14 protein-coding genes are annotated in these 25,442 nt (G+C 55.2%); 8 read left to right on the top strand and 6 right to left on the bottom strand.

Annotation, left to right across the window (positions count from 1 at the left end; translation table 11 throughout):
- Positions 1-51: 51 nt before the first annotated feature.
- The gene (locus AC5S26_RS11845) at positions 52-1,140 is read right to left on the bottom strand and encodes a tartrate dehydrogenase (protein WP_494185098.1); all 1,089 of its coding nucleotides are present in this window, start codon (positions 1,138-1,140) and stop codon (positions 52-54) included.
- A gap of 289 nt (positions 1,141-1,429) precedes the next feature.
- Between AC5S26_RS11845 and AC5S26_RS11840 the strand changes: the two genes are divergently transcribed.
- Complete coding sequence (locus tag AC5S26_RS11840; RefSeq protein WP_494185097.1) at positions 1,430-2,428, top strand: ThuA domain-containing protein; 999 nt, start codon at positions 1,430-1,432, stop codon at positions 2,426-2,428.
- A 69-nt stretch (positions 2,429-2,497) separates the two neighbouring features.
- Here AC5S26_RS11840 and AC5S26_RS11835 read toward each other — a convergent pair whose 3' ends face one another.
- Positions 2,498-3,874: a hypothetical protein gene (locus tag AC5S26_RS11835; RefSeq protein ID WP_494185096.1), complete on the bottom strand. Its 1,377-nt coding sequence runs from the start codon at positions 3,872-3,874 to the stop codon at positions 2,498-2,500.
- A 218-nt stretch (positions 3,875-4,092) separates the two neighbouring features.
- Between AC5S26_RS11835 and AC5S26_RS11830 the strand changes: the two genes are divergently transcribed.
- A complete protein-coding gene (locus AC5S26_RS11830; protein ID WP_494185095.1) occupies positions 4,093-6,495 on the top strand; it encodes a glycoside hydrolase family 31 protein in 2,403 nt (800 codons plus the stop codon).
- 132 nt (positions 6,496-6,627) lie between these two features.
- Positions 6,628-10,233, top strand: a complete 3,606-nt coding sequence (locus AC5S26_RS11825; RefSeq protein WP_494185094.1) for a carboxypeptidase-like regulatory domain-containing protein — start codon at positions 6,628-6,630, stop codon at positions 10,231-10,233.
- A 172-nt stretch (positions 10,234-10,405) separates the two neighbouring features.
- On the opposite strand, the gene AC5S26_RS11820 is transcribed toward AC5S26_RS11825, so the two are convergent.
- Positions 10,406-10,981 (bottom strand): SGNH/GDSL hydrolase family protein, encoded by a 576-nt coding sequence (locus AC5S26_RS11820; RefSeq protein ID WP_494185093.1) that lies wholly within the window; start codon positions 10,979-10,981, stop codon positions 10,406-10,408.
- 22 nt (positions 10,982-11,003) lie between these two features.
- A complete protein-coding gene (locus AC5S26_RS11815) occupies positions 11,004-14,300 on the bottom strand; it encodes a TonB-dependent receptor (RefSeq protein WP_494185413.1) in 3,297 nt (1,098 codons plus the stop codon).
- Positions 14,301-14,677: 377 nt separating this feature from the next.
- Here AC5S26_RS11815 and AC5S26_RS11810 point away from each other — a divergent pair, with 377 nt between their 5' ends.
- From AC5S26_RS11810 to AC5S26_RS11800, 3 genes are all read left to right on the top strand, one after another.
- Positions 14,678-15,769, top strand: a complete 1,092-nt coding sequence (locus tag AC5S26_RS11810; RefSeq protein WP_494185092.1) for a LacI family DNA-binding transcriptional regulator — start codon at positions 14,678-14,680, stop codon at positions 15,767-15,769.
- Positions 15,770-15,974: 205 nt separating this feature from the next.
- On the top strand, positions 15,975-16,844 hold the full coding sequence (locus AC5S26_RS11805; protein WP_494185091.1) for a DUF427 domain-containing protein: 870 nt from the start codon (positions 15,975-15,977) through the stop codon (positions 16,842-16,844).
- Positions 16,845-16,868: 24 nt separating this feature from the next.
- Positions 16,869-18,620 (top strand): MOSC domain-containing protein, encoded by a 1,752-nt coding sequence (locus AC5S26_RS11800; protein WP_494185090.1) that lies wholly within the window; start codon positions 16,869-16,871, stop codon positions 18,618-18,620.
- Positions 18,621-18,796: 176 nt separating this feature from the next.
- Here the strand turns inward: AC5S26_RS11800 and AC5S26_RS11795 are convergent, their stop codons facing one another.
- Both AC5S26_RS11795 and AC5S26_RS11790 read right to left on the bottom strand, forming a co-directional pair.
- Entirely contained in the window at positions 18,797-19,573 is a 777-nt protein-coding gene (locus AC5S26_RS11795; protein ID WP_494185089.1) for a LytR/AlgR family response regulator transcription factor, read from the bottom strand.
- The gene (locus AC5S26_RS11790) at positions 19,564-20,706 is read right to left on the bottom strand and encodes a sensor histidine kinase (protein WP_494185088.1); all 1,143 of its coding nucleotides are present in this window, start codon (positions 20,704-20,706) and stop codon (positions 19,564-19,566) included. Before AC5S26_RS11790 ends, AC5S26_RS11795 begins: the two co-directional genes overlap by 10 nt.
- A gap of 349 nt (positions 20,707-21,055) precedes the next feature.
- On the opposite strand from AC5S26_RS11790, the gene AC5S26_RS11785 reads away from it, so the two are divergent.
- Together AC5S26_RS11785 and AC5S26_RS11780 are read left to right on the top strand one after the other, a co-directional pair.
- Entirely contained in the window at positions 21,056-22,285 is a 1,230-nt protein-coding gene (locus AC5S26_RS11785; RefSeq protein ID WP_494185087.1) for an efflux RND transporter periplasmic adaptor subunit, read from the top strand.
- Positions 22,286-22,340: 55 nt separating this feature from the next.
- Positions 22,341-25,436 (top strand): efflux RND transporter permease subunit, encoded by a 3,096-nt coding sequence (locus tag AC5S26_RS11780; RefSeq protein ID WP_494185086.1) that lies wholly within the window; start codon positions 22,341-22,343, stop codon positions 25,434-25,436.
- Positions 25,437-25,442 lie beyond the last annotated feature (6 nt).

Genomic DNA, 25,442 nt, shown 5'->3' with positions numbered 1-25,442 from the left:
CTATTGACGTCCGTTGTTACGGCGTTTCATGGAAGGGCTGCATCGTGAGTTTTATGCGAGCGCGTCCGCAATTGCTTTTCCTGCCGTGATCGTGTCAGCGGTCCCTGAAACGTCGCGTGTTCTCAGGGACTTATTCGGAAGCACCTGCTCGATCGCTTTAAGGATTGCGGCGCCGGCCTCAAGTTCTCCAAGATGGTCGAGCATCATGGCCGCCGACCAGATTTGAGCAATGGGATTCGCCACGCCGCTCCCGGCGATGTCTGGTGCGGAGCCATGGACCGGCTCAAAGAGAGAAGGGAAATGGCGATCGGGATTGATGTTTCCCGAAGGAGCGATGCCGATTGTGCCAGTGCACGCAGGCCCCAGGTCGGAGAGAATATCGCCAAATAGATTCGATGCAACGACCACGTCGAATCGGTCCGGATTAAGCACAAAATGAGCGGCGAGGATATCGATGTGATATTTATCCCAGGTCACATCAGGAAATGACTTTGAGATTTCTTCGACGCGAGTATCCCAGTATGGCATTGTGATGGAGATGCCATTCGACTTCGTTGCCGACGTAAGATGTTTTTTTGGCCGCTTTTGCGCGAGATTGAATGCAAATTTCAGAATACGGTCGACACCGGTTCTGGTCATGATGGTTTCCTGAACAACAACTTCACGATCGGTGCCAGGAAAGATCTTGCCTCCAACTGAGGAATATTCGCCCTCGGTATTCTCCCTTACAACGAAAAAATCAATATCGCCTGGAACCCGGCCGACGAGGGGACAGGGAAGCCCTGGCATGAGCCGAACGGGACGAAGGTTCGCATATTGATCGAACTCACGCCGGAAGAGAATGAGCGAACCCCAGAGGGAGATGTGATCGGGCACCTTCGCCGGCCAGCCTACGGCCCCGAAGAAGATGGCATCATGGCTACCGATACGATCTTTCCAATCCTCCGGCATCATCTCCTTGTGCTTGAGATAGTAGTCGCAGGAGGCGAAGTCGAACTCGTCAAGCTGCAGTCCAAAGCCGAATTTTTTTGCTGCGGCCTCCAGTACTCGCAGACCTTCAGGCACGACTTCTTTGCCAATCCCATCGCCGGGAATCACGGCAATCCTGTAGATACGCCGAGTGACTTCTGCTGTCGCCATGCGATGTGCTCCTTTATTCGTCGTGCTGATATAGATGGTTTTGGTTACACCTTATTGATCAAGACGGCGATCCGTGGATCTTTATAAGGTTCCTGAAATGACTTTATTGCAGATCCAGTGTTTCCAGCCAGCGGTCTGGATGACTGGATCGAATGTTGAGATTGCTTATGACTTATACCAAGTGAGCGTAGCGAATCGAAGACGAGATTCGCAAGAGTTCTCCTCCTGATTCCGAAAGCCTTCTTCTCGATGTATCCTTGGTTGTGTTTTTGGGAGGATAGAACTCGTCATGCTTCGATCGATCTCGGCTGGGTTACTCGCATTCTGCTGTCTTACAGCAACTGCACAACGCGCAGACACAACTTCTACAACGGACCTTAAAGACCAGACGCTCCCCAGCCCTCCACGAAAACAAAGCGTTCAAGATGGCGTTCAGATCCAGAAGCCACAGCTTGAAGACTACGTTGCCATGCTGGACAATCTTCCAGCGAAGGCTTATGCGCAACCCAAAAAGCCACGCAAGGTTCTAGTCCTGGCGCACGCGTCAGGCTTCGTTCATTCTTCTATTCCGTTGGCGGCGGAGACGGTGAAGGCGATGGGCGAGAAGACGGGCGCGTGGTCGACCACCATCACCTTCGATCCGGCACAGATCACGACGGAAAACCTTGCGGGATACGACGCGATCTTCCTGGACAATACGACGCTTGCCTTCCTGGACGACCCGAAAGATCCTGCTGCAAGCGAGGCAAGGAAGAAGGCACTGCTGGATTTCGTACGTGGCGGCAAGGGATTGGCAGGCATCCACGCCGCCGGCGACAGCTACCACACGACGGGATCGGCGCCGAGCGGCACCTGGTCGGACTTCAATGTGATGATTGGCGGCTATTTCAAGTTTCACTGGGTTTATCCGCAGCCGATTACCGTGAAGATCGACGATCCGAAGAGCCCGCTGACGAAGATGTTTCATGGGGAGTTTACGGTGCACGACGAGGTTTACACCTTCGTGCAGGACTCGTTTTCGCGCAAGCGGGTACACGTACTCACCAGCGTCGACTACGCAAAGATGAGCGACGGAGACAAGGCGAAGGAGCCCGCGGCAACGAAGCGAACCGATGGTGACTACGGTCTGAGCTGGATTCGGCACGAGGGCAAAGGGCGGGTTTTCTATGAGGCGCTTGGCCATAGCGAGCACATCTATGCCATGACACCCATCATGGAGCATGTGTTGGCAGGCATTCAGTATGCGTTGGGGGACTTGCCCGCGGATGACCGTCCCAGTATGAAATAGCAGCAAAAATCTTGGCGCAATCTGGAGAACGAATTCTTTGCAGAAAAATGCGATCGGGATGGTGGGCTGTCACCAGCTATGAGTGGCCACAACGACCGTAGATACTGGTTTGAAGTCCACCACCTTGATACGCAATACCGCCTGAAAATTTTGGGAAGCCCACTTGGGTCCGAGTGCGACAACAAGGGGTTCAAGATTTTCTGGCTTCGAAATTAATTCCGTAGCGGCCAGAGTGCCATATTGGCCCAGGCCCGCCACCGAGACCATCGGAGCGATATCTTTCGATGCGAGTAAACGCGAGACGATGGCATAGTCTTCGGTGTCATGTGAATCGGTGGAAGCATGGAGCTCCCACGATCGATCGGGTGTAGCACGATCGACGATTCGGTTTCTTCCTGATAGAACGAATGGAAGAGTTCGAGTCAGTTCGAGTGTCGTGGGGTTGTTGAAGCCGCCGATCAGAATCGTGGGGTGGTCGCGGACTTCCGCGAATGAGATATCGTTCGGGAAGCGTTCTTCGAAAGCCTGGCCGAAGTGTGTCAGCGTCCGGACGGTTTCAGACGCTGCGGCGACGTCTCCCAGCGCGACGAAGCTGTCGGCGGCAGGATGGAGTCCCGTGGATGAAAGAGTCTGATCCGGCGCAAAGGCGGGAAAGAATTCCATTCCTCCACTTGTGATTCCGTGCTGCCGAATGTATTCGTTGACCTGTGAATCGGCGACCCTGTACACAGCATTACTGCCGATCGAAATAAGTACCGTCCTGGAGGTTCCCAGGAACGGAGCCCAGAAAGTATGGAATGTTCGTGCTCCTCTTTGCCGGTACCAAGCTGTGCCAAAGACGACTCCAGCCACCAGGCTCAACGCCAGTGCCAGAAACAGCCAATGCTGAATCGTCCAGCGGGGAGGAGCTTGAGGTGTTTCCAGGGTGGCCAAGTTGGAACCGGCTGCGGGCAAAACGTGATCGTGCGGATCATCCTCGACCGTCGGAGGTAAATCTACCTGTGACGGTGGGATTTCCGCGGGCTCTGCTACTGACTGGGCGATATGCTGATCCGCCGGAGCGTTCCAGGTAAAGACTGCTTTGTAGGAGCCGGGAGGCACATCAATCCGGACATTTGGGCTGTGAGGAAGCGATTGGTAATAAATTGCCAGGCGCTTGCGAAGGTCTACGGCGCGGAGACGCACCACAGGGTCTTCACCAGGTTCGTAGTCAGCGCGCCGGCCAAAGACCTCCTTGCCGATCACTCGTTCCCGAAGCAGGGCAGACTCTCCGGCTAGAGTGTGGTCGACGATGTACTGGAGAAGGTGCTGGCACTGCTGGGTAGACCGAAGAGACGGACTGGCGAGCAGATCTCTCAACGCCTGACGAATCTTTTCGGCTTCAGAAAACGAGAGAAGGGCATCCTCGGCGTGCGCATCGCGCGAACTGGGTTCAGTCCTGATCACAAGTACAGTATCGTACTGACCGGTTGTGAGGGTAGTCAATCTAATTAAATCAATCACTTAGAGGAAAAATACTGTACACAACCTTGTCAGCCGTTCTACACGGCGCGTCTAGTTCTGTCGTTACGTAAATACCCAAAACATGACGAGCCCAATAGCTGGGCTGTGGATCCATGGAGACGTGTGGACTGTCAGTGCGCAAAACGGAAGCGAAGGACGTAATGAATAAAAACGGGTTCAAAGTCCCGAGAAGATTTTTTCTTCATGCACTCAGCAGGCTGCTGAGCAAGGGAGTGGGCGTTGGATTGATCTCGCTCTCATGCTTGCCGATGTGTGGTCAACAAGTGTTTGACCGCGATCCGGCCACGGTGCTTATAGAGCCCTATGCGCCAAATATCGTTCGAGTGAGTTTGAGCCTTCGACGCGAAGACGCGATTGCCGGCCCAGGATTTGGAATTCTTGCAAAGCCGTCGGGGGCCGGATGGAGTGCGAGCAACCACGAAACGGGCGATGAGGTGCGGTCTGCAGTGCTGACTGTCCACATAACGCCAGCGTCGCGAAACCGGGGTGGTGATTCTGACGAGATCGGCAAATTTTTCAATGGATCGACGCCATGGGTGAACGTGAGCTTCTCGACTGGCGACGGCAAGCCATTGGTCCAGATGCAGGAATGGAGCATGGCAGTTCCCAATTTTAAGGATGGAACTGCATGGCTGGAGAATGATCTCCGACCCTCCGACCCACCGTTCTTCACCGTGGGAGCGAAATTTTCGGCTGCCATGGATGAGCACGACTATGGCATGGGTCAGAACCAGGAGGGGTATCTTGACCATCGCGGAAGAGTTTTACGGTGTGCGCACGATTACAACGCGCCAGGAGGCCAGAGTGTTTGCGTTCCGTTCCTTGTCACGAACAAGGGGTATGGACTGGTGTGGGATAACCCCTCCAGGACAACAGTGGCGTTCGGTTTCAATGGGCAGAATGCGTTCTCAAGCGAAGTGGGCCAGCGCGTTAGCTTCTTCATTATCGCGGGAGACTATGACGCGATTTATCGTGGCTTCCGCTTGCTGACTGGCGACACTCCGATTCCGCCGAAATCTGCCTTCGGTTACATCCAAAGCAAACAGCGGTACATCACGCAGGCAGAGGTGCTTAGCGTCGCGCACGGATACCGGGAACGGCATCTGCCCATCGACGACCTCGTTATCGATTGGTTCACCTACACCAAGATGGGGGAGATGGACATGGACCAGGCGAAGTGGCCGGATCCTGTGGCGATGAATGATGAGCTGCACGCAATGAAGTTCCACACGATGATCAGCGTGTGGCCGCGATTCGTCCCAGAAGATCGTTATTACAGCACCATTCTGAAAAATGGCTGGTTCATGCACCTGGCTGATGGCACACCGACCAATGGTCTGCCGTATGACCGGGCCGGCGCCGACATCGATACGACGAATCCGGATGCAGCACGCTGGTATTGGAGTGTCGTGCATGAGAATTACGTGAAAAGAGGCTTCGACGCTTTTTGGGCCGACGAGACCGAACCCGACCTCCCACCAAACGGGAGCTACTTCCACGTGGGGCCGGGAACGCAGTTCTTCAACGTGTATCCGTTATTTCATACAGAGGCCTTTTACGCCGGTATGCGTCGGGACACGAAACAACGCGCGGTTATTTTGGCGCGCGACAGCTATCTCGGAGCACAGCACAATGGCGCAATCTTCTGGTCGAGCGACATTGCACCTACCTGGGACGTGCTGCGACGCCAGGTGCCGACGGGAATCAACTTTGTGGCGAGCGGAATGCCCTACTGGTCGACGGATATCGGCGGCTGGCAGAGTCTTCCCAGAGTGCACAAGCCGGAACGTCCGCCGCTGCTGGATCCTGGCGACGCACGCGACAACGTCGGCGATTATGACGACTATCCCGAGCTTTATACGCGGTGGTTTGAGTATGGTGCCTTCCAGCCCAACTTTCGTTCGCACGGTTCACGCAAACACAATGAGGTGTGGAGCTATGGCAAGGCTGCGGAGCCGATTCTCGAGAAATATCTGCGGCTGCGCTATCAGTTGATGCCCTATATCTACTCGTTGGGCTATAGCACGAACCAGACAGGCGCTCCGTTTATGCGGGGGCTGTTCCTGGACTTCGGCAGCGATCCGCAAGTTGCCGATATCGGAGACGAATATATGTTCGGACCGGCGCTTTTGGTCGCGCCGGTAACTGAACAGGGCTCGATTTCACGAAGCGTGTATCTACCAGCCGGAACGGATTGGTACAACTTTTGGACAAATGAGCGGCTACATGGCGGACAGCGCATCACGGTGCCTGCGCCGATCGAGACGATTCCTCTGTTCGTGCGCGCGGGGTCCATCCTTCCGTTGGGGGCAATGGTGGACAGCACCGTCGACAAACAAGCGATCGAGCAGGTGCGCGTTTATCCCGGCGCTGACGGCAGCTTCACGCTGTTCAATGACGACGGACAGAATTATGGCTACGAAACGGGCCATTTCACCACGACGGAGCTGCAGTGGAACGATGCGAGCAGGGAACTGACGCATCACGGTCCCGTGCCGTGGAACGGACCTGACAGTGCAGTCGTGAAGGTGATTCACCCATGATGAGAATCTCGCGGACGCCATCCAAGACTTCTCCCTGAGAAGAACAGGGGCAGCGGCAGAAGGTGCGTACACGAATTTTTAGGGGCCGGGCGCATGACGAAAGACCTTAAACAGCAAAGGCAGGTAATAACGATGAGACACCAAACCTTGCGATACCTCCACACTCTTGCAGCAGTAATGGCTTTGGCCGTTCTTGCCGTCGCATCACCACAACTGCTGTCGCAAACTACGGCGAGCCTGTCCGGCTCGGTACAGGATTCCACCGGAGCGGTGATTGCGGGTGCCCACGTTACGTTGACCAATGCGGCTACTAATGAAGTTCGCATCCTAGATAGCAACGCTTCGGGCTATTTCAGCTTCGCCGGCATCGTACCTGGAACCTACAAGGTGAACATTACTGCCAAAGGGTTCAGGGGCTTTGAACAGTCCGACATCATGATCAATCCTGGTGACACGCGCTCTCTGAGCAACTTGATGCTGGCTGCCGGTACTGCCAATGAGTCGATTACCGTGGCGAGTAGCGCTAACTATATCGCTCCTGAGGACTCAGGAGAACGCTCGGCATTGCTGACCAGCAAAGACATTGAACGCCTTCCGCTGGCGAGCCGCAACGCTTCCGAGTTGCTGAAGATTTTACCCGGCGTAACGACAACGGCAACTGGAACCGGTACACCAGTCGGGTTCGACTTCACAGATACCGGATCTTCGGGGTCAACAGTAGGCGTTGGGTTGAACACGAACGGCGCTCCATATCGGGGAGGTACAGCTTACCTTTTGGACGGTGCAAGCATCATCGATCCCGGTTGTGCCTGCTGGTCCATTGCGACGGTAAACCCCGACATGACGCAGGAAGTGAAAGTGCAGTCGTCGAACTTTGGAGCCGATTCCCCTCAGGGACCTGTTGTCATCAACGTAATCAGCCGTTCTGGTTCTGCGCAATTTCACGGCCAGGCATACTTGTACACACGCAACGCGATCTTCAATGCGAATTCGTGGCAGAACAAACACAGTAACAATCCAACGAAACGGCCGGACGCAGAATACTATTACCCGGGCGGAAGTATCGGCGGACCGATCCTGATTCCGCACACCAATTTCAATCACAATCGCAAACTGTTGTTCTGGGCTGGCTTTGAAGCCTTCCGCCAGACGCTGCCCGCAGCTTCGCCGTTGACTTCGTACGTGCCGACACCGGCCATGCGCAATGGCAACTTTAGCCTGACTGACCCAGCTAACGCTGCGCTATGCGCTAGGAGCACCGGAAGCGGTGACTTCTGCCAGTCGCTGAATGGAGGGTTTGCTTCAGACGGCACGCCGCTGAGTGGATCTCAGATACCTTCGCGATATCTCGACCCTGGTGCGCTTGCATTGCTCAAGCTGCTCCCGGAGGCGAACACAGATCCTTCCACCAACGGCAGCGGCTACAATTACTACCTGCAAACGACGAGCCAGCACAATGGCTATATCTATCGTGGCCGTGTCGATTACAACCTGAGCGATCGCAATAAGATTTTTGTGAGCTATCAGTATGGGACCGACACGTCGATCTCGCCGGCGCATATCTATTACAACCCCGCGAACTCTATCGCCTATCCCGGAGGCAACCTCATCAGCCCGGTACACTCGCATGTCCTGAGTGGAAGTTTTATCCATATTTTTAATGCCTTTATGACTAACGAGCTTCGCATTTCGCGCGGCTGGTTGGACAATCCTTACACGGCTTCGAACCTGGCAGCCGTTACGAAGAGTGCGGTTGGTTATCCGTACGGCACGGTGTACAGCAGTGCTTCAGACCTGGTTCCTTCCTTCTATACGGCGGGCGACCGGACATTTCCTGATGTTTCGCAGCCGGACCTGTTCCAACAGAACGGAACGTATAACTCGATCAAGGCTTCGCCATCGGTCTCAGATGACTTCACTGTGGTCTACAAGACGCACACCTTCAAAATGGGTGGATATTGGAGCCAGGCGGGCAATAAACAGGGTACCTACGGCTACGCGAACGGGGTTTTCTCCTTCGCCAGTGGCAAGCAGGTGGACTCGGGAAATACAAATAACTTCATTGGCACGAACAATCCCCTTGCCAATTTTCTAATGGGTGTTGCCAGCGCTTATCAGCAGACGAGCGTGAATCCAGTTGATGGCATGCATTACAACACGGCTGCGGGCTACTTCCTCGACAACTGGAAGGTGACTCCGCAGCTCACGCTTAACCTTGGTCTTCGCGTGGAGCATGTGGGCCGCTGGAAGGATGCGTCGGGCACAGGGCTCGGAGTATGGGAACCGGGCCGTTATGCAAGCGACGTGGCTTCAGGCAAGATTTACCCCGGGGTTTACTGGCATGCAATCGACAGCTCGTTGCCTCTTAGCGGGGGACCTGTACAGGCGTTGTTCCTGGAGCCGCGCCTTGGCCTTGCCTATGACGTGCATAAGAATGGCGCAACGGTGTTCCGTGGTGGTTGGGCCGCTTACCGCTGGAATGACCAGTACAACGACTACGCTGGGCCGCTGCAGACGGCGCTCGGAGTTAAGACTTATAACTCGAACTCTGGCCAGGCGATCACCTTCAAAGAGGTCAGCGCATTAGGCAGCAACTCAGCCTCACTTGGTTCTTTGCCGTCCAGCGTCTACGCGGTCGACCAAACGGATGACCAGGTAGGTGTGACCTATGCTTATAACCTGACCATCTCGCAACGGCTACCGCGAGCGATGCTGTTCGAGTTGGCCTATGTTGGAAATAATTCGCAGAATATCCTGATGGGCGGCCAGAGCAATGGCTCGGGCGTTGGTGGTAGCAATTTCGTCAACCAGAACAAAATCCCTCTGGGCGGCCTATTCCGCCCCGATCCCGTAACAGGTGCGCCTGCTCCCGCCGACCCGGAAAACGTTCCGAATGTTATCGACTATTACCCTTATTACAAGGGCTACGGCAGCAATGCGATCAGCGTGTCGTCGCACGTAGGGTATGCGAACTACAACGGCGTGCAGGTCAGCCTCGTGAAACAGACCGGCCGCATTACGCTCAATGCCAACTACACCTACTCGAAGAGTTTGGGCATCGTGGCTAATACGTTGGACGCGTTTGTCGTACGAAACAACTATGGCGTGCTTAACATCGACCGTCCGCAAGTTGTGAATACGTCCTATGCCTTCGACCTTGGGCAGCCGCTGCACGGTAACTTTCTTCTCGACGGCATCGTCAATGGGTGGACACTTGCGGGAACGACAACCTGGCAGGCTGGCGGTAACATGCAGGCGAACCTCAGCCAGAATCTCGGCCTCACGATCAAGAACACAACACTGAATCACACCATCGGTTCGTCTACTTATTACGGAACGCCGGTGCAGACTGTGCAGCCGATCTACACTTGCAACCCTAACTCAGATCTTGCTTCCAATCAGCACATTAACCTGTCCTGCGTCACGGCGCCACAGATTGGACAAGTCGGTCCTCGGCAGGCTCCTTATCTTAGCCTGCCCGCTTATTGGAACTCAGACGTGGGGATCTACAAGAGTTTTCATATCGCAGAGCACCAAGCGGTGGAAGTTCGCGGGCAGGCCTTCAACTTCCTGAACCATCCGCTACCAGGTTATAGCAGTAATAGTCTTGTGCAGCCCAGCCTAGTCACAGCAGATAACAAGACCTTCACATCGGCGGTTTCGAATACGGGTCGGGGCGTCACCGATGCGAAGTACACACAACGCACTATGCTACTGGCCATCAAATACACCTTCTAACGCCGGGAGCATCTAACCGGGGGGCAGCTTCACAAATAGATGCCCTCCGCTTTTGATCTAGTGAGAAATGGAAGACAGTCCGTTAACGAATCCAACAATGTATGCAGCCTGTTGAGCGCGGGTTGGCTCATCAAAGTGCACGTGATCAATATAGTGCCCTGGGCCCAGCTCCTTAGTGAACGTGTATAGATCGACTATCGGAATTTTGATGAGCGCAAACTGATTTGGCGAATTCATTGTATTGCACAACGTCACGGTCGTAGCGATAGAACTCCTTAGAGATCGAATTGTGCCGTTTGTCATCGACGGGAGTTGTGCTGATCCAGATGATTATGGCGTGGTGTTGACGGATAAGGGCGACGATCTTCTCGAGATTCGACCGGTATTCATTTGCGTCGATCGCGATTGCATTCGATTGAGGATTACGCTTGATGTCGTGCAGGCCGCAGTTAAACATGACGATATCGGGTTTGAAATCTGGTTCAGAGTATCGCTTCCGGAGATACTCGAGGACCATGTGGGAGTTTCCACCTTGTACGTTTGGGTCGCTCAATTGATCGGCGACACTCTCTGGCCTTGGTGAAATTTTACGGCTAAAGCTGTAAGTACTGGAGAGATCGGTCTGGAGAAACGGCGTGTAATAGATGGAGATGCTGTCGCCTACAAGAAATAGCTTGGGAAGCTGCTGGCAAGAGGAAGAAAGGCATGGGGTCAAACTCAACAGAAGAATGGCCAGTCGTTGCTTCATGAAATTACTCCAGTCGGTGGCTTTAAAAGCTAAATCTTGCGGACAAGCGCATGGTTCGTTGATTTGAGGCAGAAGTAATTACTGAGAAACCGTTCAGGTTCTGAATACCGTTGGAAGTAGTGACGTTGGAAACATTTGAGCCTGGATTTCCGAAGCGAGGAGTGTTGGTGAGATTGAATGCCTCGCCTCGTATACGAAACTCGTAGCGGTCTGCGAACCGAAATCCGCGCGAGAGACCGAGATTCCAATTGAAGAAACCGGGACCTCGAACAGATCCTTTTGAGGCAGTTCCAAAAGCCGCAGTGGTTACGGTGCTGAAGGCTGTCGGATCAAAGTAGGGATGTGTGGAGTCGTGCCCGCCCAAGATGCGAACTCGAGAGACGAGTTGATTCGCGAACTGGCTGTTGCCCGGTGCATTGAGTGAAGAACCGGAGGCCGTAATGGTAATAGGCGTTCCGCTTGTCCTGATGAGCAAGTTGTCGAGTTGCCATCCACCAAGCATGATATTGCCAACACCATGAGTAAGGAGGCGTTGCCCCTTACCGAACGGCAGTGGGGTGTTTCCATGGACGACGAAGTTATGCGTCAGGTCAAATCCAGCTACGCCGTGATTTTTGCTGTAGGCCGGAAGATAACTGACCAGTGGCGTTGCATCGGAATTGTCTGCATAGTTGTTGATAGCTCGTGAATATGTGTAGTTGAATCCGACCATGCCTCCATTTGCGAACCGCTTTTTAGCTATAACCTGCAGGCCGTTATAGCTGCCAGTCCCCATTGGGGTTTCCTGATAAATGCTGGCTGTAGTGCCGAGTGACTGGTAGAGTCCACCGCCAGCAACGCCGGTTCCCGGTGCGGCGGCGTTGAGATTGAGCTGAACTACTTCTCGAATGGCAAGTGTTCCCACGTAGGTCGCTTGAAGGGTCATGCCGTGGAATATCTCACGCTGAAAGGCGAGATTGTATGACTCGATATAGCCGCGGCGATAGTTGCGGGGATAGGTGGTGGTGGTGAGTGTGAGGGGCAGCTTAATAACTCCCGAGCTGATATCAGGAAACGTAGCGGTAGGGATGCCAGTAACCAGATTTCCTGCGGCAGCGTATGAACTGCTGCCGTTGTATGACTGTGAGATGATGGCTGGATATGCGACGAGCATGTTGCGAAAGCTATCTGGGTTGATCGTGATGCCGTAGCCTGCCCGCACGACGGTTTTATCGCCGATGCGGTAGGTAATGCCAAAACGTGGTGCAAGGTTTCCCTTGCCGGCATCAATGCCTGCGGTCTTAGGTGTAGCGCCAAGGCCACCAAGATACACGTTACCGTCAAGCGGATTGTACGCATTTCCTCCAAAATGATCTCGTGTAGCGAACGGATAGATCTCGTAGCGAAGGCCGTAGTTTAAGGTGACAGCGTTGCTGATCTGCCACTGATCACGCGCGTAAAAGGCCCATACTGATTCACGCAGAGTGCCAGGGTTCAGAAACTGCGTGTCCTTTCCCATGGCTTGAGGCAGACCGAGGAGGAAATCGGCGAAGGCGTTATATGAGTTTGTAGAAGGACCACCTTTAAGCGAGGTGAGTCCTCCGGTGAAGGTGAAGCCTCCTCGTGGTCCATAAGTGTTCTGTGGTTGGAAGTGGTTGAGTTGGTAGCGCTGAAACTCCATGCCAAAGCGAATGGAATGCGTGCGATGTATCCAACTCACGTTAGCGGCGGTGGTGTATGTGTTGTCGTGATAGAGCTGCGGATTCGGCGAAGAAGGATTGCCAAGCGAGGAAAGGCCGCTGATCTGAAAGTTTGGAAAACCTGCCTGCAGCGGGCTCGGGCCATTTGTGCCAGGAATCTGAAGGAAGGTAAGGCCATAGTTCTGATCGAGGTCAGTATTCGCGGTTGAGAGACCAATGCGGGAGAATCCAACGTTTACATCAGCGAAGACTGTCTGCGAGAAGGCATACGTGCCACCGATACCCACGGCTTGAATGATGCTGGGTGCATTGCCGGGTTGTCCGCCATCGACGGGCACACCACCTGCTTTTCCGAGCGGCTGCGGATCGAAGAGTGATGACTTCTGGATGCCGTAACGTCCGAAGAGAGTTGCTTTATTGGAAATCTTGTAGTCGACGCGGCTATCGATGATATCGCGCGTGTATTGGCCACTGGCACTGGTGAAGTAGTTGGCGGAAAGAGCAGACGTTGTGACGTTTGGTGAAGGGAGGATGGACATCATCTGCGAAGCGGCGTAAGAGATTCGTGATGTAGGAATGATGCCGTTGGGAAATGGCATACGTCCCGTTCCGTCAGGATTTCCCTTTGTAGGATCGTAGATCGTAGCTCCTGTCCCCTGAAAATTTCCGGTTCGCATTGCAACTGTGGGAACTGTTTGGAAGCCACTCTGGTTTTGTGAACGTCGTGAACGCTCCCAGTTGACGAAGAAGAATGCACGGTTTTTGGCGATAGGGCCGCCGATGTTCGCGCCGAATTGGTTCAGGATGTACTTAGGCACGCTACGTTGTGTTACTGGCAAGAAGTAGTTACGTGCAGCGAGGGCGCTGATGGTGTTGTACTCCCATGCATTGCCGTGAAACTGATTCGTACCCGACTTGGTGGAGATGTTGACGACGGCACCAGCGGCAAGACCTTGCTCGGCATCGAAGCTATTGGTCACGATATCAACGGACTGAATGGCTTCAGTTGAAGGAATATAGGCTGCAACATCCGGAACCCAGGCGTAAATAGAACTGGCGCCATCGATGCGTGTGTTGTTGTTGGTGTTAGAGACGCCGTTAACGTTGGAGACAAGGGTATCCGAAGGAACGCCTGATTCAGAGTGTCCTAGCACGGGCGGCGAGAAACCAGGCACAAGTGTGTAGAGGCTTTGAATATTGCGCATACCAGGCCCCGGACCTCCTGGGAGCGAGATGAGCTGGTCAGACTCGAGTTGTGAGGAAACGCTCGCTTGATCGGTCTGAAGTAGAGCGGGCGCGGCGAGGACCGTAACCGATTGGCTGACCGTGGAGGGCTCAAGGGTGAAATCGACTCGGCGTTCTGTATTTGGTTGAATCAGGACTCCCTGAGAGGTTACCCCGCGAAAGGTAGCGGCGGAGACTGTGACGGTATAAGAGCCTGCCGCGAGGGTGGGGAAGAGGAAGTGACCGGAGCTATCGCTTGTGACTTTCGTGGATATTCCAGTTGCGATATTCATGGCTTCGACACTAGCACCCGAAACGCTACGGCCGGCGGAATCGACAAGACTTCCGACTAGTTGGCCATAGAGGACCTGGGCTGATGCCGGTTTTGCAACAAAAAAAACCGCAGCTGCAAACAGGGTAAGAAAGATGATCTGAAAGATAGATTGTCCGGCCCGGTCTACTTCAATAGCGTATGCGCGATAAATGCGATGGACCTCCCAGCATAGGAGCCGCGTTCCTCTTTTGGTGAGGTTTGGCGGTCACTTATGAATAAAAGATGAACCGGTTCATAAAATGCACGAGAATAATCAACGATTGTTATTCTGGGTGTCAAGAAGATTTAGAAGAAACACCACCAAGTCAGGGCGCTAAGGACGTATATCGGTTTGTTTAGTGCAATTGCATGTGCAAAAATTTCTAGTGAGACGAGTTTGAAGTGCGTATAGTGTTTTGCATGTTAGGACCTGGTTGGTGATCGGGAAGCAATCTTGGAAGTGAAGTTTTCGAGTGATAAATGAATCGATACAAAAAAGTTCACGCATCTGGTGTTCCGGCAACGATCAAAGATGTAGCAAAACTGTCCAAGGTTTCGGTTGGCAGCGTGTCGAATGTCCTGAATGGCCGGACGAGCGTAAAGCCATTGGTGAGGGAAAAGATCGAGGCGGCGATCGAGCAACTTGGCTATCGTCCGAACCGCAGAGCGCAGAATTTAGCGAAAAACTCCACGCCAGTGCTCTCCTTTATCTTGAGCAACCGCGATCTTCATGATCCGTTTCACTCCCGAATACTCGAAGGCGTTAGTCGACATTGCGACGCTACGGACTTCTACGTTCTGTTTTCAAAGCTCTATTACGGGCCGGACCTTCCCCCTGAAAATATACCGCTTCCTCCAGCAGTACGCGCTCACGGCATGGCTGAGTGCGTTGTATTGGCAGGGACAAACTACTCCAACTTGATAGAAGCATTAGAACAAAGAGGAATTCCTTACGTTGTGTTGGCCAATAATCTGATCGCTGATGATCGTAATCCGTCACTTGATCAGGTGCGGTTCGATGATGTCGCTGCAGCACAGGAGGCAACGCGGTACCTCATTGAGATGGGACACCGTCATATCTGGTACATCGGCGATACGTCATTGCCGTGGTTCAACCGACGGCATCAGGGATACCTACGTGAAATGCAAGAGAAAGGGTTGACTCCGCGCGCACAGACAGCTGCGATTTCGGATGATCGGTTTGTGAATGGATTTCGTTGTACAGCTTCCATTCTCAAAGAGAAGCATCCGCTAACGGCAATATTTGCCAGCACAGATGAGATTGCCTATGGTTGCTGGGAGTGCCTTCAGCAACAAGGGATCAATGTTCCTGAGCAAGTGAGTATTATTGGGTTCGATGATCAGCGCGGTCCTTACAAGGGGCTGGGCCTGACGACCGTGAGAGTGGAAGCAGAAGCCATAGGTGATCGTTTAGCAAAGATGGCGATCGACAAAGTGCGGCACCCGGAAAGGCACTACCCCGAAGTCGTTGTACCTACGCATTTGGTAAAGCGAGGTACATGCCAGCCACCCCTACCTCTCCATGCACGTTTGAAAGACAAAAAGAAGTAGGATGGTGTAATACGCGTACGCGAAGGCGCCCCAATCCTACTGCCAACAGATCCCTAAGGATATTCAGAACCAGAATTGCCACCGGAAAGGTCGCATTGACAGTCGTTTTTCCTGCACCTTAGCATTCAACTGGTGGTCATCGTCGGGGATGCGATAAGTTCATCGGGCGTGATCGCAACTCGTCAAAGCTGTAGGAGGGAGAATAGTGGGACTGTCCTGGCAACAAGGTCCGCTTTCACCGGGAGCAATCGGCCGATTCCTAGTGCCAGAGCCGCTGCCCAAGAGACTGCTCTATGTTGAACCGTTACGTCGGCGTATGCGCGTACGTTTCGGCGGAACCTGGATCGCCGATAGCGAAGACGTGCTCCTGCTCTTCGAACCTGGCCGCTATCCGATGGCCTATTTTCCGAAGGCTGACGTCTCGCCAGGCATCTTACAACGCAGCGAGCATGCTACCCGGCACCCCGACCTCGGGCCCACATCCTGGTACACCGTTAGGGCAAGTGAGAAGAGCGCTCCACGCGGGGCGTGGCAACACGTTGACCTGCCCGTCTACGCGAGCGAGTTGCAGGAGCGAGTGGCGTTCGCTTGGCCTTCCATGGATGCATTTTACGAGGAAGATGAACGGATCATGGGCCATGCCGCGGATAGTTACCATCGCATCGACATCCGCCAGACCTCCCGTAGACTAGTAATCCGGGATCATGACCGAATCATCGTCGACACCAAGCGACCGGTAGTTCTCTACGAGTCCGGCTTCGCGCCACGCTGGTATGTTGAACGCGCCGACGTCGATGAGTCTGCGCTAACCCTCGTGGAACATCAGACCTTCTGTCCGTATAAAGGACTATGCTGCTATTACGACATAGGTGACGCACGCCTTGCGGCATGGTCGTATAGCAACGCCTATCCACAGGTCAGCCGGATCTCCGGGCTGATATCGTTTGAGCCAGACATCGTCTCGGTACAGCTCGATGGTGTCCAGCTCCGTCTTGAGCCGGGTCAGACAGTGATTTCACATGGCCCAGATCGCGATCTAACCGTTGCAGAGGCGCGCCCGCTCGCCAACGGTTAGGGGGGCTCCATCGAAGGGGGCAATATGGCTCGACTGCTATCGGTGAATGTTGGACTTCCACGCGACATCGAGTGGAAAGGACGTACTGTGCGCACGGCGGTCTGGAAGAATCCAGTCGGTGGCCGCTGCCGGGTTGGCCGATTGAATCTGGACGGAGACGGTCAAGGTGACCTGGCGGGGCATGGGGGAGAGCAACGCGCCGTCTTCGTCTACCAGATCGAATCGTATGTTTATTGGCAGCAGCAGATGAGGAGGGAGGACTTCGTTCACGGACAATTCGGTGAGAACTTCACTATCGAAGGATTGCCCGACGATGCCGTATGCATCGGTGACCGTTATCAGATTGGCAGCGCATTGTTTGAGGTCACACAACCTCGCGTGACGTGCTACCGTGTCGGCATTCGGATGAACGAGCCCAGGATGCCGGCATTGCTGACATCGAGCGGACGGCCGGGGTTCTACTTGCGCGTGCTGCGGGAGGGCGAGGTCGGCGCCGGTGACGAAATCGTGAAGGTAGGGGAAGGGAAGGAGCGAATGACCGTCACAGAGATCAACGCGCTTCTCTATTCGCCCGATCATCCACGCGGTCGACTGGAGTGCGCTCTACGGATTGAAGCGCTTTCACCCGGATGGCGCTCGTCATTTGAGGCGTTGCTGCAGAGCCAAACGAGCGGTAATGCGGGGCTTGTGCCGGAGGCGGCTGCGCATCCGGCTGCACCGGGATTTCGGCCCCTTGTCGTGACGGCGATTGATCAGGAGTCCGCCGACGTCCTCTCACTGACGATGCAGAGCCTGGACGGTCAACCGCTTCCCGCGGCGATGCCCGGGCAATACGTGGTCGTGCGTCTTAAACCGGCCGTAGATGGCCCGCCGCTTTTTCGCAGCTACTCGCTTTCCGGCCCCCTCTCGACGGAGCGCTATCGAATCAGCGTGAAGATCGAACCGAATGGAGCGGCAGGAACTTACTTGCGAGAGCATGTCCGTGTGGGCGATGCTCTCGACTGCAGCTCTCCGCGCGGCAGCTTCATTCTGCAGGCGGGAGATCGGCCGGTGGTCCTACTCAGCGCGGGGATTGGGGCAACGCCGGTTCTGGCGATGCTGCACGCACTGGCCGCGGCGGGTACGACACGAGGGGTTTTGTGGCTGTATGCAACTCGCGACAGAGAGCATCATCCCTTCGTCATTGAAGTTCGCCGCCTCATGCTCCTGCTGACCCACGGTCGCAGCTACGTTTGTTACAGCAGGCCCGGCTCGCGAGACGACGTAGGCGACGATTTCGATGCTATCGGTCACCTGTCCCGATCGATCTTCGACGAGGCGGGCGTTTCGCTAGAGGCGGATGTCTACCTCTGCGGCCCAAATCGCTTCATGGCAGATATGAAAGAGGCGCTCGCAACGTTAGGTGTTGCTCCAGAGCGAATTCACGCCGAAATTTTTAACGGCAGTGAGTCGATGAACCCTGGTGTTGTCGGCACAGGGACGCGAGCCCCGCATCTGCCTAAGAATGACGCTAATGTCGGTCCCCTGGTATCGTTCGCACGCAGCGGCATCGCGGCACACTGGAATGCGTCGATCTACCAGAGCATTTTAGAGTTGGCCGAGGCATGCGACGTACCCGTCCGTTGGTCGTGCCGGACTGGTGTTTGTCACAACTGTGAGAGCGGCTTGGTTTCAGGAGAGGTCGTCTACGACCCGGAGCCACTCGAAAAGCCCGCCGCCGGTAACCTTCTCGTTTGCTGCTCACAACCAATTCGCGACGTCGTCATCGATCTATGAAGCCTGAAACGATTGCGCTCAGGCTAAAGCTTACTTGGATAGCTCTATTAACTTCGGAGCAATATCCTTGGTATCTTCGATTCCAACAACCCAAAAGCTCAAATCATCGATAGATATCTGTTCTGCAGAGATTTTGCCTGGGATCGAGCAGCAGCGTGCAGGTTCCAGAGCCAGTTTCAAAACGACCTGCTGGCTGCGACTAAGTTCTGCCAGCCGGTCTTGCTCATCTTCAGCCGTCGTCCGTGTATTAGGATCACCGATGCCTCGCTGCGACCCTCCCGCGCCACCTCGCAGACGTAGTCCATGTTCACAATCGTTGAGCGATGAATTCTCACAAACCGATCTGGATCAAGAGTGTTAGCCAATTGTTTGACTGTCTCCCGCAACATGAAGCTCTTAGCCCCAACGTGCAGGCAGGAGTAGTAGTCGGCGGCCTCAATCCACTCGATCTCTTGAACATTGATTACCATGTCCTTTGTACCGTTTGGTACCAGCAGGCGCTTTGGATAGTCCTTCCCGCCGACCCCGCGCATTCCAACTTCAGTGAGCACCTGCTTCAGCCGTTCTTGGTTCAGTAAGGCGACATTTGAAGCAATCCGCTCCTTGGCGCGGACCAGCGTGGCCTTCAGCCGTTCCGGCTCTACAGGCTTGGTCAGGTAGTCGAGTGCATGCACCTCAAACGCATGGAGCGCATGTTGGTTGTGGGCTGTCACAAAGACTGTCACCGGCATCTGGGTTGCACCCATATGCTCGATCACTTCGAAGCCTCCCTTGCCTGGCATCTGAATGTCGAGAAACAGAATATCGACCTGTAGAGTCTTCAGTGACGTCAATACTTCGCCGCCATTCCTGCACTCTCCAACGAGTTCTACCTCGTCGTCACCGGCGAGAAGAAAGCGCAGCCGCTCGCGCGCCAGCGGTTCGTCATCGGCAATAAGCGCTCTTAGTCGCATCTTTTCTGAGGCTCGTACGGTATGGTGATTGCAACTTCAAAGCCCCCCTCGTCGAGCGGCTGAGCCCTCATCGCGAACTCATCGCGGTAGAAATGCATAAGCCGCTCTCGGGTATTCTTTAGCCCTATCCCGTGTCCGTTCTGCTTCTGCGTACCGGTTTCCGCGCCAGTATCCCGCACTTTCAGGTGCAGGTTCGCTCCATCACGCCTCGCAGAGGCCTCCACTTTTCCTTCGCTGACACAATGCGCGATACCATGTCGTATTGCATTCTCGACGATCGGCTGTAAGAGGAAACACGGCACCAGCCCATCCAGCGCTCCGGGGTCGATCTTGATTTGTACCTGCAACCGGTCGGCAAATCGGATCTGCTCGATCGCGAGGTAGTTATCGATCATCTCCAACTCTTGCGAGAGCGGGACCTTCTCCGGAGTTGTCCGCTTCAATGTGCTCTTCAGTATCAGGTTTAGATGAGACAGCATCTCGACCGCTTCGCTCTGTCGTCCCAGCTCCACCAGCGTGGTAATGGCGTTGAGCGTGTTGAAAAGAAAATGAGGTTCCAGTTGCATCTGCAGCGCACGTAAATGGGCGGAAGAGAGCTGCTTCTGAAGCTCCAACGATCGCATTGCATCGTGCTGCGCGCGCAGTTTGTACTGAACGATTCCGGTGATCCCAATGATGAATCCGTAGATCAGGAGCTCGATACCAAACCGGTTGACGTTGAACAGGATCGCCCACATCATTTGTTTCCCCCCCGGACCCCACCCGAGCGGAAAGCCAATGCCCCAGAGCATCAGCAGATGGACCAAAGCAACTACCGATCCAGCGATTGCGTGCAGCAGAATTGCTTTCACTGAAAGGCTCGACACAATCGGTAACCGCGGGGCCAGCTTCCATAGAACACATGCAATTGTGCCCCACCATCCCCATAGGACTGTACCGTAGATCAGCGAGGCTGGATGCATCACGGACCCGCACTCGCCTGCGGTAGCAAGTGCCAGTATCGCAGCCAGAGACAGGATCATCAGGTAGCCGTTGAGATGCCTGCTCACGGGCGTAGCAGCTTCATCATCAGTTTTTTCTCGAGAGATCGCTGCGGTGTTTTGATATCCCGAAGAAGCCGTGAAAGCGTTCATGGTGTCCTTTCCTTCTTCCGCAACGGCATTTTTACCTGTGTAGAATTTACTCGTTTCGCGATTCGTCCACCAGAACATTCAAGAGTCAGGATCCACCGTCCACTCGATGCCCACCAAGACTTTTGCAGCCAACCCCCGTTTTTTTGCAGGCAATGTGTTCCTCCTCCTCTTTGGCATCTCGAGCAAAGGCAGAAGGTATCCTTAATTGATCTGGCGATAGCAAAGCCGGAATGAAGCGCCATCTTCCGCCGCGCATTCGGCATCCCTCCCTGCAGTCTTTGCGCCTCCGGCTGCATATCAGTTTTCACGTGCAAAATAAGGGGCCACTCTGAGCTCAGAGGTAGGCAGGATGAAGGCAAATAGGACCCTCACGCTTCTATGCATCTTGATCTGCATCCCGCTTGCGTCGTGTTCGCGCGTCGTGGCCCGCGCCAATACAGATCTGCCGGAGGGTGTTCCCGTTCACTCTACCCGCGTGATGTCGCAGGATGTGCCCCTTGAGATCGCGGCCGTAGGGAACGTTGAGGCCGTCGAGCGAGTTGACGTCAAGCCGCGTATCGCCGGGCAGATTAAAGCCGTTGCCTTCGTCGAAGGACAGAACGTCACTAAAGGCCAACTTCTTTTCACCATCGATCGCGACACCATGAGTCGCCAGCAGGCGCAACAGGAAGCCGAACTCGACCGCGACATCGCAATGGAGCAACAAGCCGTCGCGGTTGCGGCGCGAGATGCGGCTTCGCAAAAGCAGAGCCAGTCTGAAGCCGACGTTGCGGTCAAGCTGGGGCAGCTCGGTGTCCTCTCAGGCCAGACGGTCAACCAAGCCGTTACGGCCAGCGACACCATCCGCTCCAGCCTTCGCGCCGATCAGGCCGCCATCGCCGCCGCAGCTGGCGCCGTCAAGGCCGATCGTGCTCGCCTGGCTCAGACGCAGCTTCAGCTCAACTTCGCCGATGTCATTGCTCCCATTTCAGGGCGCGCCGGAGCGATCGCCGTCAAAGCTGGCAACGTGGTTCTACAGAACGATACAACGCTCGTCACACTGCTTCAGCTCGCACCGATCCGTGTCACGTTTGGTATCCCGGAACAAGCGCTCGTAGAGGTGCAACGGCTCAGCGCTACCGGTCCACTGGAAGTGGAGGCCGGGAGCGGCGACGGTTTGCTCGCCAAAGGCCGTCTCGATTTCATCGATAACTTCGTTGACCCAACAACCGGCACCATTCGGCTTAAGGCCACGTTTTCCAACGTCGATCGGGTACTGTGGCCCGGCGAGTTCGTCAACGTTCGTCTCCGCCTAAGGGTAGATTCTCATCAGATAGTCATTCCACAGTCTGCCGTTCAGCAGGGCCTCGACGGAAGGTACGCTTGGCGGGTCCGATCGAATGTTGCCACGATGGTGCCTATCACAGTGCTTCGTACCTATCGGCCCCCAAACTCCTCTTCGCAGGCTCCCAGCGAGATTGCCGTTCTTGGCAGCGGCCTCAGCCCCGGAGACATGATCGTAACCCAAGGTCAGTTGCGCCTCACTCCTGGCGCACGGGTCTCGCTGCTCGATACACCGTCCGGCCCGCAGCCGCGGTAGAAAGCGGGACGCTAAAGGTAGATTCTTCGCCACAGTCTCAAGTGAGGTGCTTCTCTTGCGCTTTACCGAATTCTTCATCCGTCGCGCGATCACTACCACGCTTCTGATCTCGGCCATCGCGGGATTTGGGCTGCTCAGCTATCTCTCGCTTCCGGTCAGCAACCTTCCCGAAGTTGAGTACCCCACGATCCACGTATCGGCTGCACTGCCCGGCGCCAACCCCGATGCCATGGCCGCCACTGTGGCCACGCCGCTCGAGAGCGAGTTCTCACGCATCCCTGGCATCGAAAACATGACATCCAATAGTTCCGTCGGGGATAGCCAGATCACTCTTCGATTCGCCCTCAATCGCAGCGTCGATGCTGCCGCCCAAGACGTTCAGGCGGCCATATCCCGCGCCGCTGGCAGCCTCCCGCCAGGTATGCCGGACCCTCCCTCCTACTCCAAAGTGAATCCCGCAGACGACCCGATCATCTGGCTCGAGATGCACTCGCAGACGATGTCGTTCGAGGATTTTTCACGCTACGCGACGCAGATCGTATCGAAACAGATCTCCATGGTCAGCGGGGTCTCGCAGGTTGAGGTCTATGGACCCGAACGCCCGGCGATCCGCGTACAGGTCGATCCCGCACGCCTCGCCGCCTATAGCCTCGATCTCGAGCAGATCCGCAGCGCTCTCACCACGAACAGCACAAGCCTTCCCACCGGAACACTCTACGGTAATGCAAGGGACTACTCCCTGCAGGCGAACAGCCAACTCACCACCGCCGATCAGTTCTCCGACCTCGTTGTCGCCTATCGCAATCAGATTCCGTTGCGCCTCAGTCAAATTGCCAAGGTTCTGAACAGTTCCAGCAACGACAAACGCACTTTTTGGATCAACGGACAGCGCAGCGTCATCCTCGCCGTACGCAAGCAACCCGGTGCAAACACTATTGAGGTCGCCGAGCGGGTCAAGACCGCGGTCAAGGGCCTGCGCGATGTCCTCCCACCCGGCGTAGCGTTCGGAAACGTCTCCGACAACTCCGACATCGTTCGCAGCTCTATCGCCGACGTCAACCTTACCCTTGTCATCACCATCGTGCTCGTTGTGCTTGTCATCTTTGCATTTCTTGGAACGGTCTCCTCAACACTCATCGCCAGCGCGACTATTCCCATCTCGATCCTGGGCTCCTTCATCGTCATGCGCCTCCTCAACTACACCGTAGACATGTTTTCCATGATGGCCATCACGCTCTCGGTAGGCTTCGTCGTCGATGACGCCATCGTGATGCTCGAGAACATCGTTCGGCATCGTGAGATGGGCAAATCCCGTCTTGACGCAGCGCTCGCCGGAGCCGCCGAGGTCAGCTTCACGATCATCTCCATGACGCTCTCCCTCGTCGCCGTCTTTCTTCCAATCCTCTTCCTCAACGGCGTCCTCGGCCGAGTCCTTCGCGAGTTCGCCGTCACCATCTCCGTCTCCATCCTGCTATCCGGCTTCTCCGCACTAACTCTCACCCCAATGCTCTGCAGCCGATTTCTCAGTGAGCGCGTCCACGCTGACAACTGGTTCCATCGTCGTACTGAGCGCATTCACGCCGTGCTCGAAAGCGGCTATAGATGTTCACTCGATCTCGTCCTGCGCCATCCTCGCGCGATGATCGTAGCCACCATCGCAATGACAATGGCAACCGCCGCGCTCTTCGCGATCGTACCTAAGAGCTTCATGCCAACCGTCGATACCGGCGGCATCTCCGGCGCCATGGAGGCATCACAAGATAACTCCTTTGCCCAGATGATCTCCGCCGGCGAACGGGTCAATAAAGCAATGGCCGCGATTCCTTGGATGCAAAGCAATCTATCGGGAGTCTTCTCTCAGAATCAAGGCTGGCTCTGGATCAATCTCCGCCAGGACCGCCACCGGCCGAACGTCAAAATCATTATCGCCAACCTCCAGAAGCAACTCGACCGCATCCCCGGACTCAAGGTTTATCTTCGCCAGCCAGACTTCATCGACCTCGGGCAAACCGAGTCTCGCTCTCAGTACTCTGCTGCACTTCAAAGTCCTGACGCCGACCAGCTTTACCGCTGGGCTCCTCGTCTCAAGAGCAAGCTCGACTCTCTTCCCGAACTCGCCAATGTTTCGACTGATCTTCAGATGAGCGCGCCGCGCGTCAACGTCGACATCCGCCGAGACCTTGCTATGTCCCTCAACGTCGATCCCGAGAAGATCGCCAACACCCTCTACGACGCCTTTGGGAACCGCCGCGCTAACACCATCACCGTCGCATCGCAGCAGTATGATGTCATCCTCGAGATCGCTCCACAGTATCAGCGCGACCCTGAGGCAATTGGCAGCATCTATCTCGCATCCAACACGGGTAGACTCGTTCCGCTCTCCGCTGTCACTACCCTCAGCCAGACAGTCGCTCCCCTGGCCGTCAATCATCTCGGCCAGTTTCCAGCCGTTACGTTTCACTTCGATCTCAAGTCTGGCATCTCGCTTGATAAGGCCACACTCGCCGTGCGTCGAGCCGCCTCCGAACTCGGCATTCCTGCCAGTATGAACTTCACTTTTCAGGGAACCGCCGCTCAGTTCCAGAGTTCCTTCAAAGGTCTCGGTCTGCTGCTTGTAATCGCCGTGACGGTTATCTATCTCGTTCTCGGAATTCTTTATGAGAGCTTAATCCACCCCATCACGATCCTCTCCGGTCTTCCCGCTGCCGCCATCGGTGCGCTCCTCACATTGCTGCTGTTCAAACAGGATCTCAACCTCTACTCGTTCCTGGGTATCATCCTGCTCATCGGCATTGTCAAAAAAAATGCCATCATGATCGTCGATTTCGCCATTGACGCCGAGCGCAACCAAGCGATGACGCCCGAGCAGGCTATTTACCAAGGTTGCCTCCAGCGCTTCCGGCCCATCATGATGACGACGATGGCAGCGTTGCTGGGCGCGGCCCCCATCGCGTTAGGCCAGGGCATCGGCGGTGAAGCGCGCCGCCCGCTCGGTATCGCGGTTGGCGGTGGCCTTTTGCTTTCACAGACGGTTACTCTTTATGTAACTCCGGTGATCTATCTCTATCTGCACCGCCTCCGACGGGTCCGAAGCCCAAAAGCGAACGACAGCCAAGCCGTTCGATCGACTGAAGCTCTCGTGTCAGATTGAGATCTC

Source organism: Edaphobacter sp. FHG110511_03, assembly GCF_059115365.1.
Note: the sequence above shows the minus strand (reverse complement) of the source record. Positions and strands in the feature narration are given on the sequence as shown.

Coding starts and splice junctions, on each gene's coding strand:
- AC5S26_RS11800 (WP_494185090.1), top strand. CDS start 16,869: ATGGCTCGACTGCTATCGGTGAATGTTGGACTTCCACGCGACATCGAG.
- AC5S26_RS11840 (WP_494185097.1), top strand. CDS start 1,430: ATGCTTCGATCGATCTCGGCTGGGTTACTCGCATTCTGCTGTCTTACA.
- AC5S26_RS11785 (WP_494185087.1), top strand. CDS start 21,056: ATGAAGGCAAATAGGACCCTCACGCTTCTATGCATCTTGATCTGCATC.
- AC5S26_RS11790 (WP_494185088.1), bottom strand. CDS start 20,706: ATGAACGCTTTCACGGCTTCTTCGGGATATCAAAACACCGCAGCGATC.
- AC5S26_RS11830 (WP_494185095.1), top strand. CDS start 4,093: ATGAATAAAAACGGGTTCAAAGTCCCGAGAAGATTTTTTCTTCATGCA.
- AC5S26_RS11795 (WP_494185089.1), bottom strand. CDS start 19,573: ATGCGACTAAGAGCGCTTATTGCCGATGACGAACCGCTGGCGCGCGAG.
- AC5S26_RS11820 (WP_494185093.1), bottom strand. CDS start 10,981: ATGAAGCAACGACTGGCCATTCTTCTGTTGAGTTTGACCCCATGCCTT.
- AC5S26_RS11810 (WP_494185092.1), top strand. CDS start 14,678: ATGAATCGATACAAAAAAGTTCACGCATCTGGTGTTCCGGCAACGATC.
- AC5S26_RS11845 (WP_494185098.1), bottom strand. CDS start 1,140: ATGGCGACAGCAGAAGTCACTCGGCGTATCTACAGGATTGCCGTGATT.
- AC5S26_RS11825 (WP_494185094.1), top strand. CDS start 6,628: ATGAGACACCAAACCTTGCGATACCTCCACACTCTTGCAGCAGTAATG.